At 47.7% G+C, this 13,004-nt stretch carries 9 protein-coding genes, 3 tRNA genes and 1 pseudogene; 9 read left to right on the top strand and 4 right to left on the bottom strand.

The genetic code is table 11. From position 1 onward, the window contains the following. Positions 1 to 280: 280 nt before the first annotated feature. Positions 281 to 1,096, bottom strand: a complete 816-nt coding sequence (locus J3492_RS09140) for a thiazole synthase (protein WP_207991749.1) — start codon at positions 1,094 to 1,096, stop codon at positions 281 to 283. A gap of 252 nt (positions 1,097 to 1,348) precedes the next feature. Between J3492_RS09140 and gspE the strand changes: the two genes are divergently transcribed. Continuing rightward, positions 1,349 to 2,890, top strand: a complete 1,542-nt coding sequence (gene gspE, locus J3492_RS09135) for a type II secretion system ATPase GspE (protein ID WP_207991748.1) — start codon at positions 1,349 to 1,351, stop codon at positions 2,888 to 2,890. Between the two features lie 105 nt (positions 2,891 to 2,995). On the opposite strand, the gene J3492_RS09130 is transcribed toward gspE, so the two are convergent. After that, complete coding sequence (locus J3492_RS09130; protein ID WP_207991747.1) at positions 2,996 to 3,490, bottom strand: RidA family protein; 495 nt, start codon at positions 3,488 to 3,490, stop codon at positions 2,996 to 2,998. A gap of 103 nt (positions 3,491 to 3,593) precedes the next feature. Then, positions 3,594 to 4,316, bottom strand: a complete 723-nt coding sequence (locus J3492_RS09125) for a DUF4442 domain-containing protein (RefSeq protein ID WP_207991746.1) — start codon at positions 4,314 to 4,316, stop codon at positions 3,594 to 3,596. A gap of 414 nt (positions 4,317 to 4,730) precedes the next feature. Here J3492_RS09125 and J3492_RS09120 point away from each other — a divergent pair, with 414 nt between their 5' ends. The 8 genes from J3492_RS09120 (at position 4,731) to gspF (ending at position 12,306) form a co-directional block, all read left to right on the top strand. Further along, positions 4,731 to 6,269, top strand: a complete 1,539-nt coding sequence (locus J3492_RS09120) for an McrB family protein (protein WP_243453197.1) — start codon at positions 4,731 to 4,733, stop codon at positions 6,267 to 6,269. 5 nt (positions 6,270 to 6,274) lie between these two features. Further along, complete coding sequence (locus J3492_RS09115; protein WP_207991745.1) at positions 6,275 to 7,825, top strand: McrC family protein; 1,551 nt, start codon at positions 6,275 to 6,277, stop codon at positions 7,823 to 7,825. Positions 7,826 to 8,024: 199 nt separating this feature from the next. Further along, positions 8,025 to 9,170, top strand: coding sequence for an RNA-guided endonuclease TnpB family protein (locus tag J3492_RS09110; RefSeq protein ID WP_207991744.1), 1,146 nt, complete (start codon positions 8,025 to 8,027; stop codon positions 9,168 to 9,170). A gap of 321 nt (positions 9,171 to 9,491) precedes the next feature. Continuing rightward, positions 9,492 to 9,568: transfer RNA gene (locus J3492_RS09105), tRNA-Pro, on the top strand. Positions 9,569 to 9,669: 101 nt separating this feature from the next. After that, positions 9,670 to 9,746: transfer RNA gene (locus J3492_RS09100), tRNA-Arg, on the top strand. 39 nt (positions 9,747 to 9,785) lie between these two features. After that, a tRNA-His gene (locus tag J3492_RS09095) sits at positions 9,786 to 9,861 on the top strand. 216 nt (positions 9,862 to 10,077) lie between these two features. After that, a complete protein-coding gene (locus J3492_RS09090; RefSeq protein WP_243453196.1) occupies positions 10,078 to 11,049 on the top strand; it encodes a hypothetical protein in 972 nt (323 codons plus the stop codon). Positions 11,050 to 11,103: 54 nt separating this feature from the next. Continuing rightward, positions 11,104 to 12,306: a type II secretion system inner membrane protein GspF gene (gene gspF, locus J3492_RS09085; RefSeq protein ID WP_207991743.1), complete on the top strand. Its 1,203-nt coding sequence runs from the start codon at positions 11,104 to 11,106 to the stop codon at positions 12,304 to 12,306. 160 nt (positions 12,307 to 12,466) lie between these two features. On the opposite strand, the pseudogene J3492_RS13230 reads toward gspF, so the two are convergent. Then, a pseudogene (locus J3492_RS13230) lies at positions 12,467 to 13,004 on the bottom strand (RNA-guided endonuclease InsQ/TnpB family protein); the annotation flags it as partial.

Genomic DNA, 13,004 nt, shown 5'->3' with positions numbered 1-13,004 from the left:
CTGATACCTTAAATGATTACGACAACATTGCTTCTATACAAGTATAGACCGCTGTGTTCAAGCTTTATAATTGTGTTTTATCAATACTTTATATAGGGAGTATAAGTCAAATAACAGTATAGTCAGCTGAATGTAAACTGTTATGGATTTAAGCGCACTACTGGTATAATTTTTACTTGCGTGCTGCTATCCCTAGAGGCTGCGCAACTGTACTTCAAAAGATAGCATCCCAGTAGCACTATGACATTTTTAGAGTGTATCGACTATACGCTCTCATAAGCTACTGAAAAAAGTAACCAGTTTGTGGTGAGCTGGCCGCAGCCATTTTTCGCATCGGCATCCGCCCTGCCAAAAACGCCTCACGTCCTGCCCAGATAGCGTGCTTCATAGCTTGCGCCATCAGCACAGGGTTTGTGGCATTGGCAATGGCGGAGTTCATAAGCACCCCATCACAGCCAAGCTCCATAGCGATAGCCGCATCTGAGGCAGTACCGACGCCAGCATCAACCAGCACAGGCACATTTGCGTTTTCGATAATCAGGCTTAGTGTGTGGCGATTGAGCAGTCCCAAGCCAGAGCCGATCAGACTGCCTAAGGGCATGATGGCCACACAGCCCATACTCTCTAGCTCTTGGGCGACGATAGGATCGTCAGAGGTGTATACCATCACTTCAAAGCCATCATCGACCAATTCTTTTGCCGCCTTGACGGTCTCCATAATGTTTGGATACAGGGTTTTTTCGTCCCCCAATACTTCAAGCTTCACCAGATTATGCCCACCCAGTAGCTCACGAGCAAGCTTACAGGTGCGCACCGCCGTTTCGGCATCAAAGCACCCAGCAGTATTGGGCAAGATAGTATATTTGTCTGGTGAGATGACATCCAACAAGTTTGGCTCGTCATGGTTTTGACCGATATTGGTACGACGAATGGCCACCGTCACAATCTCAGCCGCCGACGCTGCAATAGCCGTGCCGGTCTCGTTCATGTCTTTGTACTTGCCAGTACCCACCAGCAGCCGTGAAGAAAAAGTACGGCTGCCTACAGTAAAAGTATCCTGGGTCAGAGGGGCGTTGTTATCGGTGGTTTGTGACATAACTGACATCCTAATAGTCGGCGGGCTATCTGTAATGGCGAAAATATAAAGGCGAAAACCGAACAGCGTTATCAAACATCCTCTAGAGCACACCCAAATAGCCAGCGCTTGTTTTTATCAAGGTAAAATGGTGCAAAAGCCTTGCAAGTGGTATAAAGCAAAATGCTATTATAACAAACTCGTAAGCGCTTACTGACAAACTTTAGCCAGTTTGATGCCATTCACGTCTTTTATTGTTATCAGGTCATCATTATGATGCAACTGCCCTATAGTTTTGCAAAACGCCATCAGCTTTTAGTCGTGTTAGCGATGGACCCTGAGCTGCCGCCGACCTTGGTGTTGACCAAGGCGACGCCGCTATCAGCCATCAATGAAGCAGCGCGGTTTTTGCAGCAGCAAGGTATTCGCAGCGTGCCAACCTACCAAAGCATCAGCTCAGACGAGTTTGAAAAACGTATGAATGCCGCTTATGCCAGCAATACAGGGGAGTCACAGCATATCGCTGCCGGTCTTGAGGACCATCCTGACTTAGACAGCTTGGCGGATAGTGTGCCTGAGACCGAAGACTTAATGGACAGTCAAGACGATGCGCCCATTATTCGTCTGATTAATGCGCTGCTGTCTGAGGCGATTCGTCTCAATGCCTCAGACATTCATATCGAAACTTTTGAAAAGCGCTTGGTCGTACGCTTTCGAGTCGATGGTGAGCTCAAAGAAATCATCTCGCCCAAGCGCCAATTAGCACCGCTTTTGGTATCACGTATCAAGGTAATGGCCAAGCTCGATATCGCCGAAAAGCGTATACCACAAGATGGGCGTATCAGCTTACGTCTGGCAGGACGAGAGGTCGATGTGCGGGTATCGACCCTGCCTTCAAGCTTTGGTGAGCGGGTGGTGATGCGCCTGTTAGACAAGCAAGCAGGGCGCTTGGATATGACGTATCTGGGACTGTCAGATAGCGATTATACTGAGCTCAAGCGCTTGATACATCGACCACACGGTATTATCCTAGTCACGGGGCCGACGGGCTCTGGTAAGACGACCACCCTTTATGCAGCCTTGACCGACCTCAATGATCAAACCCGTAACATCTTGACAGCCGAAGACCCTATCGAGTTTCAGCTCGATGGGATCGGACAGACGCAGGTCAATAATAAAGTCGATATGACCTTTGCCAAAAGCCTACGGGCAATGCTGCGTCAAGATCCAGATGTGGTCATGGTGGGTGAGGTTCGAGACATCGAAACCGCCGAGATTGCAGTGCAAGCCTCATTGACTGGGCATTTGGTACTATCGACCCTGCACACCAATACCGCTATTGGTGCCGTGACCCGCTTACAAGACATGGGTGTGGAGCCGTTTTTATTGTCATCATCGCTCATTGGTGTGGTGGCACAGCGTTTGGTGCGCACGCTGTGCTCGCATTGTCATACTTGGCAAGCAGCAGATACAGAGCAGGCCAAGCTGTTTACCGAGATTGGACTGGCGTCAGATATGGAGCAGCTATCAGACCAGTCGCTCAATTTGCCCAAGCCTGTCGGCTGCGATAAATGTAATCAATCTGGCTTTAAAGGACGTACGGCGATATATGAGGTCGTGCCCATTGATGATACCTTGCGGCGTATGATTCACAGCAACACAGCAGAGTACGAGCTAGAAGCGTATGCCAGACAGCAGACACCCTCTATTCGAGCGGATGGCTTACATAAGGTACTCACAGGACGAACGACACTAGAGGAGGTGCTGCGCGTCACCAAAGAAAGTGCCAACACCGATGAGGTAGTAGTGGGCTAGCAGACAGACAGGCACAGACTTCAGTTCAATATGGTTGAGCACAAAAAAATAACTGACTATAATAGCCAGTTATTTATTATTAAACCGTACTGATGCTCATCGCTATCATTTTGCGGCGATACATTCAACTTCGACACTAGCGCCCACAGCCAAATCCTTGACGGCAAACGCTGAGCGTACCGGATAAGGTTTGGCAAGCTCAGTCTTATAGACTTCATTGAATGCAGCAAAGTCATCGATATCCGTCAGCATAGCCATGCATTTGACCAAGTCTGACTTTTGATAGCCATACTGTAATAATACTGAGTTGATGTTATCTAAAACCTGTTTGGTCTCAGCAGCAACACCGCCTTCTACTAATTCTCCGTCCTTAAAGCCAAGCTGTCCTGACATATATAACGTATCACCCACACGCACCGCGCTAGAGAACGGGTACTCGCCCCCATCGCCCAAAAACACAGGGGCAGACTTAGTCATAGTCGCATTCGCAGCCGCTTTCTCTGGAGCAGCGTGAGCACTGATGGCCAGTCCTAAAGAGCAGGCGCCTACCAAGAACGCTTTAGACAGGGCTGCAGTGGCTTTATGAGTAAACTTGGACATCTATGTCTCCTTAGTATTTAGGTTTTCATCAGTATCACATGGTTAAGGCTGCATTTCTGTTAACCGTTTGTTGCTGAGATGTTTAGACCGTTAAGAATCCACCTCACTCCGCTTGAGTAGGGTCTTTTATTGCAGGCTTGTCAGAGGACGCATCAGCAGACTCTTTAGAAGAGGTGCCCTGACGACGGGCTTCAAGCTCAGACTTAGGCACCCAGGCCCAAGTCATCTCTACGGTAATGGGGTCACGCTTGCTATCAGATTCACGATCATCAATCACACAAGGGATGACCATCTCGCCTTTAGGTTGATCTAGAATCTCTAAGCGCTGCTCATCGCTCAATGTAGCGACAGCGGCGACTTGGCCTTTTTTGAGCGGGCGATAAAAGTTTACCGAATAAGACTTGATGAGCAGTACACGATCAGAAGGTAGGTTCAGTCCCAGTATAAACCCTGTCGCTGTTTCGGCAAGCAAGGTCACAGCGACGGCATGAATAGAGCCGATGTGGTTTTGTACTGTTTTTTGGTTGTTTAAACTGACCACAACCTGATTGGGCTCTACCATCTCGTAATAGACGCCTGTCGTGCCGACATAAGGCACGACTTTACCAAAAGCTTTGGATAAAATACTTGAGCGTGCGCCCGCAGGTAAATACTTGGTAACCGCCAGTAGCTTGGTAAACTGGTTGTTGATGGGTTTTAGGCTGCTTTTTGGCGCATCGTTTTGTGGACTAAGGGCGTCAGATACGATTTCTGGTAGCTTGGCTGGTAGATCAGTGGGTATCTTAGCGGATAGCTTTCCGGGCAGTTTGTTTAGTAAGCCTGACATAAAAACTCCTCAGGTAATATGATTAAGCAGAACGCTGTTTTGAGAGTATCCTTTCTATTTTGGATTTGACTACAGTAGGCAATCCCATGCTGGCGACTTAGAGTACATCGACTATAGTCATAGGCTTATGTTAGCATCAACTGAGATGAGCCTGTCATTATTAACATAGACTAGGGCGTGTCTTCAATTCAAATGATGATATCTAAATGGGCTAAAAATGGCTAAATTTTGTCATACTGCGTCAAATAACTGATTAATATCCCGATATTACCTGCGTTATTTTCCTTGTCTGACAGCAATTTATTTCATTTTTATGACCATTTTCAAAATGAAGACACACCCTAGCACGCTCAAAAAATACAATATAGAGCGTGTTAAACATTAGAGTGTGTTAAACATTCAATGAGCGCAATCATGAACCCTAATGACCTGCTGAGTTTATTTATGAGTGGTGTTTCCCTGAACCGTTTGGATCATACCCAGCCTATCAATATTATTTATACGGGTGTCGCTGGCACTGGTAAGACTTATCGGTTGTTGCAGATTGCCAAGCAGTATACCGAGCAGTTGCCGACGACCAGCACTCATGAGCTGCTGTCACAGCTGCTGTATGAGCTAAGCTGGCGCGAAGTGGTGTGCTTGGTGTTTTTAGATCTAAAGACGCAGCAGCAAGACTTGCTCAAGGTTCCTGAGATCGTGAGTCATGAGTTTTTTGTCGCCAAAGCGGCCCAAAATGAACGTAACAAAAACCTCAATAATACGGCATGGTCAGTGCTACAGACGCACAGCCCTGCCCACTCAAAGACAGTCTCGCATAAAAACCGTGCCGCCCAGCCTTACTTTGATAAAGATGACAGCGGCAGCTGGTATCTACTACGCAATAGTATGGCCTTACTTGATGATTTGGCGCAGCAGCTGGCAGACTTTCGTCAAGCGCAGCGAGACAATCAAGCGCTGAGCACACAGCGCTATAGCATGGTCAGCTTTCATCAAGCTTATGGTTATGAGGAGTTTGTCGAAGGCATTCGCCCAATCGTTGTCCCGAGTTCATCAGCCCATTCAGCTCCCAATCCGTCAGTAGCGCAAAGTCAGCAGATGCACTATGACATTCAAGATGGCGCTTTTTTACGTCTTTGCCAGCGGGCGGCTAACGATCCTGACCATCGCTATGCCATGCTAGTCGATGAGATCAACCGTGCCAATGTGTCACGAGTATTCGGTGAGCTGCTAAGCTTGATCGAGCCTGACAAACGTGCTGGACAGGCACAGGCCATGCAAGTCAATTTGGCCTACTCTGGACGGGCGTTTAGCGTACCTGCTAATGTCGATATCTATGCCACTATGAATACCCAAGATCATTCATTGGCACCGCTGGATATGGCATTGCGTCGGCGCTTTCGTTTTGTCGATTGTCCGCCGCAGCCTGAGCTGTTGGCTGTGATTCAGATTTCTGAGCAGACATTTACTAGCTCGGCGGCTCATGGCAGCTTAGAAAACCATCACCGAGATAAAAATGACTCGCTAGAGACGATTGATTTGGCAAAAGTCCTGACAGGTCTAAATCAGCGCATCACACAGACGTTAGGACAGGATGCTCAGTTGGGCCATGCGTTTTTATTATCGGTACAGACGTTAGCGCAGCTGCGAGCGGCTTTGGTTGAGCAGATCATTCCGCAGTTGGCACAAGCTGCTGGCGGACAAGTGGCGCTACTACAGTATTTGTTTAATGATGATGCGCAGCCTGCTAGCGCACAGTTTATTCAAGACAGTCAGGGCGTGTCACCCCAACAGGCTGGCAAGGCTGACCGACAGCTCAGTCCCAACTCTAACCATCACGTACCCAATGCATTTTTAGGCGCAGCGATAAATGTAGGCAATTATCGTATCAATCCAGATCTCATCGCACAGACAGGCGAGTTTGCCCGTGCTGATGTCTATCAGCGTTTGTATTGATATCCATGATTGACCATACCTACGGCACTGCTAATCCTGCTGGCATCCAAGCTACGAGTGGCGCTAATGCCACTGGCGTCAAGGCCACTGATGCCTCAGTCATCAGTGTGTTTGAACATCAGTATTTGAGTGTGCAAGACTTTACGCAAGCGGCAGATTTTGAGTGGTTATTGGCGCAAGAGCTGGCAGTGTTTAGCATCCAGCGCAAACAGGGACAATGGCGATTAAAAGTCGGTCATTATATAGGGGTAATTGTTTTGCCGAGTGGCATCACGCTTGAGATTTTGCCCAAACCCATCGCTGGTGTGCCAAGTGACCGTGCGTCAGATGAGGGTCATATTTTGCGTAGCCGTTACTGGGTGCAGCAGATGCTATCTGACTTAACGGCAGTAGCGCATCGCCGCAAACTGCTTCACACAAAAAATTTAGGTCAGCTTAGTCCGCATCTTTCGCCACTATCTGCACAAACACCTCCTATGTCGCATTGGTTTGTCACGCAGTTTTTACAGCTGTTAACGGCTTATCAGCCAACCAAGCAGTATCAGACACAACAGCGCAATCAGTCTATGTTACAAGGCAAGCTGTTGATCAAAGAGCAGCTAAGGCGCAATCTGCATCAGCCACACTTGTTTGTCAGTGAAGTCAGTCAGCTCAGCGCAGAGACGCTAGCCAACCGCTTCATTAAAAGCGCCTTGCACTTGATAGGGCAGTTGGTACGCTCACAAGACAGATATTGTGCTCAGTCAGTGTCATGGTCTGCGGCAGTGATGCCATGGCGACAAATCACTGCGCTTAGCCTGCATGAGCTGGGGCAGCTTGAGTCTTTGTATCTGGTCGCCAAGCACCAGCTAGACAGGCAGCCATTGGCAAGTGTACAGCGGCACGGCGCTCAGCAGCTTTTGGATCTGGCATATTGGCTATTACAGGTGCAGCAGTCCAGCCAGGTCGCAGGCGGTAGTCTGTCCCAGCCTCAGTCCAGCTATCATCACTCGCCGCTGCGTTTATGTTTGCTAATCAATATGAATCAAGCGTTTGAGCAGTGGGCCACGCATCGTATTTCTGAGTGGTTTACTCAGACAACGAGCGACAAATCTCCACGCTATCAGACATACTTTCAAGCAAAACAGGTGTGGCTCAGTGATGACTCTGGGCAGGCGTGCTTGTCTATGCAGCCAGATCTGCTGGTCTATGATAAGGCTGTGGCAGGTGATACTCGTAAAGCTAACCCTAGCAGCGCTGACGCTGCCAAAGATACTGCCAACGCCAGTAGTGCCAGTACCGCTACTCATTGTAGTCATGTTATTGATATCAAGTGGAAGCACTTGGCCCACCCACGTGACCTCAGTGCCAGCGATGCTTATCAATTGACAAGTTATGCTCAAGTTTATCACGCCCAACAGGTCTGGCTGGTCTATCCAGTCACAGATAGCACTCGTCAAGCCGTGGCATTACGGCATCCCTCACCGCTTGATCGCTCAGAGCATCCAAGCCTGCCCACGCTATGGTTGATGCCGTTTAATGTCTTGACCGGAATGCTCAACGATATCATTGATTGACAATCATGCCGTGGTCTTTATTTTTTGATGAAGACACGCCCCAGTAGCGCAGTGTGTTTTTTAGAGTGCATCGACCGTGGCGCACCAAAAATTTTCATCTCTATTCCTCAGTCTTTTCCTCCACGCGGTTCAGCGCGTGGAGGAAAAGACTTTTAGTTAATGTTTGATTTCTCACAAAATTAGTATTAAAATGTGAGCTATGAAAAATAGAGCCTACAAATTCCGATTTTACCCAACCGATGAACAAGCTATATTGCTTGCTCGGACGTTTGGCTGTGTCCGATTTGTGTATAACTCTATTTTGCGCTGGCGCTCTGATGAATACTATCAAAGCAAGGCCAAGATAGGCTATGTCCAAGCCAGCGCTAAGCTTACTCAGCTTAAGAAGCAACCTGAGCTTAGCTTTTTGAATGACGTATCTTGCGTCCCTACTCAGCAAGCTTTGCGCCATCAGCAAACCGCCTTCAAGAACTTCTTTGAGGGTCGAGCTAAATACCCTACTTTTAAATCCAAGAAGCATAAGCAGTCTGCTGAATTTACTAAGAGCGCCTTTAAGTATAAAGACGGCAATATCTACATTGCTAAGAATAAAGAACCGCTTAATATCAGATGGTCTAGGGAATTGCCTAGCGCACCTAGCACTATCACTATTACCAAAGACCGTGCAGGACGCTACTTTGTATCGTGCTTGTGCGAGTTTGAAAACCAAGCATTGCCAAAGTCTGATGCCAGTATTGGTGTTGACGTTGGTATAAAGCACCTGTTCGTAACCGATGCTGGTTCTAAAGTTGACAATCCCCGTCACACAGCTAAATACGCTAAGAAGCTTGCCCGTGCACAACAAAGACTGAGCCGTAAAAAGCTTGGTTCTGCCAATCGTGCTAAGGCTCGTCTTAAAGTAGCTCGTATTCACGCTAAAATCTCCGATTGTCGATTAGATAACTTGCACAAGTTGTCTCGCAAACTAATCAACGATAACCAAGTTGTTTGTGTAGAAACACTTCGAGTTAAGAACATGATTAAAAACCCTAAGCTTGCTAAGCACATCAGCGACGCCAGTTGGGGTGAATTTGTACGGCAACTAGAATACAAGGCTGATTGGGCGGGTCGCTCTATCTCTAAGATAGACCAGTTTTTCCCAAGCTCTAAGCGCTGTTCTGGTTGTGGGTACATACTACCGTTTTTGGCGCTTGATACTCGCCGTTGGGTCTGCCCTGAATGCAGTGCTGACCATGACCGTGATACCAATGCTGCCATCAATATTAAAACTGCCGGGCTGGCAGGGTTAGCCTTTGGAGAGAATGTAAGTCTTGCGCGGCCAGTCTGCATAAGTAATTCTCGTTGAATTAGGAAGTCCTAGTAGCGATGCTAGGAATCCCCGCCATTTAGGTCGGGGAGGAGGTCAACTAAAGCCTGTTGAATATTCGACAGACTCTGTTATAATGGCGCCCATAAGGAGATAACAAAGGATGTTGGTCACCGTATCGTCTCGTTTACAGCAGCCTGTTATTAAAAAACAGCAGTTCTGTAAAATAGATTGAAAATAGAGGTTGACATACCTAACGTTACCCCTTATTATATGCACCTCGATAGCGAGGAACATTAATAGTTAGCGGTATTACCGATAACCCATTAATCAACAAGCTACCGTGACAATAGAGAATTTCGGAGTGTGGCGCAGTTTGGTAGCGCATCTGGTTTGGGACCAGAGGGTCGTAGGTTCGAATCCTATCACTCCGACCATCTATTTTAAGAGCCTTACAGGCTTTTTTTTATGTATAATGGTTTAGTTCTTAATATATCTTTGATTACGAGCTGGCCTAAATATATAAAAGCCCATAAGAGCGCCTGTAGCTCAGTTGGATAGAGCACCTGCCTTCTAAGTAGGTGGTCGCAGGTTCGAATCCTGCCAGGCGCGCCATTTAGCCTGTATGTCTTGCCATTCTCGGCAATCATTATGGCGGCTGTAGCTCAGTTGGTAGAGCCCCGGGTTGTGATCTCGGTTGTCGTGGGTTCGAGTCCCATCAGTCGCCCCAATTTCTCTCTTCTATTTTTCTCTCCTCTTATTTAATTTTTTATCAATTGCCTTTGTTGGTATTTTTTTTCGTCTAAATTTGATGCATGGCCAGTCGGATAACGATACTAGAGCTGACAATAGAGTGGGGTTCAGGTACTATATAACTGTGTACTGCCTTAGTGCAGCCTTTTTAGTCACTGAGGCAGCGTTTATTTTTTGCTGTTGATGGTACGCTATGACCCAACCGACTTTTGAACACAGCCTATCCCATGTCAACACAGACGGTGAGCCGGAAAAATATTTCTCTGTGCCGTTGAGTAAAGCGGATTTGCTTGCTTTATTTACTACGCCTACGCCTCCTACGCCTATAGACGACATAATCAGTGATACCCATCAATCAACTGATACTGCGGACTTAGCGTCGACTATTGCCGAGCAACGTTTGGCGCTTTATCACCAGCAGCATGAGCGTACACGGCTTTTGTACTTGGCGCCCGCAGAGACACGACCGACCTACTTGGTACAGACATTAAAGTCACAGTTTGCAGAGTATCAGCAGTATAAGCTGGCGCAGCAATTGGACAAACGGGGCCTGCTCGATGTCGATGCGCTAGAGAGACTGTGGCAGCAGCTGCACGTCGTCGATGATATCATCGCTGATATCGTGCGGCATATGCCTGCACAAAAGCCAGCTGGCTGGCAGCTGACTGCACAAGACGGCCACAACCCACTGCGTATTGCCACCCTTGGCAACCTGCGTCATCCCAAACCTATCCGTGACCAAGCCAGTTTAAATAGCTATGTATTGGGGCACTTTGGGGTCAGTAGCTTTACTTATGATCGGGCTTATTATATCGGCCATGTGATTGGTTATTTGTTCAGCTGCTATTTCTGTGCGCACTTATCGATCAGTTATGGCGTCACAGCGCTCGGCGAGGATGTCGTTGAGGGTTACGATTATGCCAGTCTTGAAACCCCATATATGGTACGTTTGTTGCAAGGTCTTGATGGTTATTGTAAGAAGCGTGTCTATCAGTTGGCCGTGATTTGTGCGCGGCTCAGCGTCTATGTGTCTGATAAACGTATAGAAAAAATGCTCATCGCTGAGGTCAATGATTTTGACAAAAAACTGCAGCAGCAGCATCTGGATGTCCTACTACTGCAGGGCATGATGCCTGAAAGCAACGACTCTACGCCTTTATTTTAAACCGCTGCTGTATCTGTAAGTGCTCACTATGAGCTAATCTTAGGATTTTTTGCCATGCCTGCTTATCATTATAAAGCGCTTGATGATCAGGGCGCTGTCCGTAAGGGGCTGTTAGAAGGCGACTCGGCACGGCAAGTACGCCAACAGCTGCGAGATAAAGACTGGATGCCCGTCGAGGTCAATGCGGTTAATCAGCAGCAGGGTCGGCAGCGTAATCGTTATAAAAAGCCTTCCGCTTATGAGCTGGCGTTGCTCACCCGTCAGCTGTCTGTGCTACTCGCTGCAGGCATTCCGCTTGAAGAAGCACTCGCCGCCGTTGCCAAACAATCTCCCAAAACTCACATCAAATCTCTGATGTTGGCTGTGCGCTCGCATGTTTTAGAGGGCTTAAGCCTCGCTCGTGCTCTGCAGCAAGCCGCCAGTTTCCCACCTTTGTATATCGCCACCATTGCCGCTGGCGAAAAGTCAGGTCATTTGGATCTGATCCTCAATCAGCTGGCCGATTACACCGAAAACCGCTTTGCACTGCAAAAGAAAATCCAAGGGGCGATGGTCTATCCGATTGTGCTGATGGTCATGGCGTTTACCGTTATCATGGGGCTGATGAGCTTTGTGGTGCCCAAAATCGTCAAGGTGTTTGAGCAATCAGAGCAGGCGCTACCACTGATTACACAAGTGGTATTGGCCATCTCTAACGCCATCACCGAGTGGTGGTGGTTGATGTTGCTGCTGCTTGTTGGTGTGGCGTTGCTACTTTATCGTTTTGCACAGACACAGGCAGGCAAGTTGACTATCGATAGTCTGGTACTCAAACTACCGATACTGGCCCGACTGTCCAAAGGCCTGAATGCGGCTCGCTTTGCCAGCACGCTAGCGATACTGGTGCGCTCGGGGGTACCCTTGATTGAGGCGTTGCATATCGGGGCGGCAGTCACCACCAATCTACACATTCAAAAGACCATTACCGATGCCGCCGATAGAGTCACCGAAGGGGCTAGCCTCTCAAGTCAGCTAGAAAAATCTGCCTACTTTCCACCGATGATGGTGCAGATGATCAAAAGTGGCGAGAACTCAGGAGAGCTTGAAAGTATGCTCAGCCGTGCCGCCAATATGCAAGAAGCTGAAGCGACTAACTTCATCAGCACCTTACTATCGTTACTAGAGCCTTTGATGTTGGTGTTGATGGGCGTAGTGGTGATGATCATTGTGATGGCAGTCATGCTACCTATCGTCAATATGAATGATTTGGCGAGTTAGAATAAATATAAACCCACTCATCTAACGAGACCTTGTCCAAGGTTTCGCAAGTCTTGCCTATTGTTATAACTTAATAGCAATCGATGTCATTATATGAATAAGTAAGTTATAGTGACTTTCAGTTGACTTCCTCCCCGACCTAAAGGAACGGGGATTGCTACTAAAGACGGCCAAGCCCGACCGCGAGAATGTTTTTTGCTCCATTAACATCTCTGTTATGGGTCGTTTTACAAGAACGACAAAACCATACTCTTATACCAAGACCTGATCTACCTTTCGGACTGTCTTGGCGAGAGCCGCAATTTGATCAGGTTTGGGTGCTGTACGCTTCATTGACTTCCAAGATAGTGGCAACCTGCGTTCGCGCATTTGTAGTCCAGTTGCCGCTTTATTTCAAACCAACCAGCGTCATAGACGGATTTGGCCAGTTTGGATGAAGTGAATGAGTTTGATTTGATTTTACCAACAACGATTAGGCTGTTGGCTTTGACAAGCTTTGATGTGAATTTATGAATCAGATCTTGGCGGGTGTTTTTACTCTTGGCGTGAATGGCCTTAACCCGTTTTTTATTCTTGGCTCTTTGAGCGATGGCCAGTTTTTCAGCGTATTGATGGGTGACTTTGATTTGTAGCTGATCACCTTCACTAGTGACTGCGGCATCTTTACAGCCTAAATCAATACCGACTTGGCCCATGCC

The organism is Psychrobacter coccoides (genome assembly GCF_017498085.1).
GTDB lineage: Bacteria > Pseudomonadota > Gammaproteobacteria > Pseudomonadales > Moraxellaceae > Psychrobacter > Psychrobacter coccoides.
The sequence above is the reverse complement of the archived record's forward strand: the minus strand, read 5'-3'. Positions and strand labels throughout refer to the sequence as shown.

Excerpts from the sequence above, each read along its gene's own strand:
- J3492_RS09140 (WP_207991749.1), bottom strand. The coding sequence starts at position 1,096 with ATGTCACAAACCACCGATAACAACGCCCCTCTGACCCAGGATACTTTT.
- gspE (WP_207991748.1), top strand. The coding sequence starts at position 1,349 with ATGATGCAACTGCCCTATAGTTTTGCAAAACGCCATCAGCTTTTAGTC.
- J3492_RS09130 (WP_207991747.1), bottom strand. The coding sequence starts at position 3,490 with ATGTCCAAGTTTACTCATAAAGCCACTGCAGCCCTGTCTAAAGCGTTC.
- J3492_RS09125 (WP_207991746.1), bottom strand. The coding sequence starts at position 4,316 with ATGTCAGGCTTACTAAACAAACTGCCCGGAAAGCTATCCGCTAAGATA.
- J3492_RS09120 (WP_243453197.1), top strand. The coding sequence starts at position 4,731 with ATGAACCCTAATGACCTGCTGAGTTTATTTATGAGTGGTGTTTCCCTG.
- J3492_RS09115 (WP_207991745.1), top strand. The coding sequence starts at position 6,275 with ATGATTGACCATACCTACGGCACTGCTAATCCTGCTGGCATCCAAGCT.
- J3492_RS09110 (WP_207991744.1), top strand. The coding sequence starts at position 8,025 with ATGAAAAATAGAGCCTACAAATTCCGATTTTACCCAACCGATGAACAA.
- J3492_RS09090 (WP_243453196.1), top strand. The coding sequence starts at position 10,078 with ATGACCCAACCGACTTTTGAACACAGCCTATCCCATGTCAACACAGAC.
- gspF (WP_207991743.1), top strand. The coding sequence starts at position 11,104 with ATGCCTGCTTATCATTATAAAGCGCTTGATGATCAGGGCGCTGTCCGT.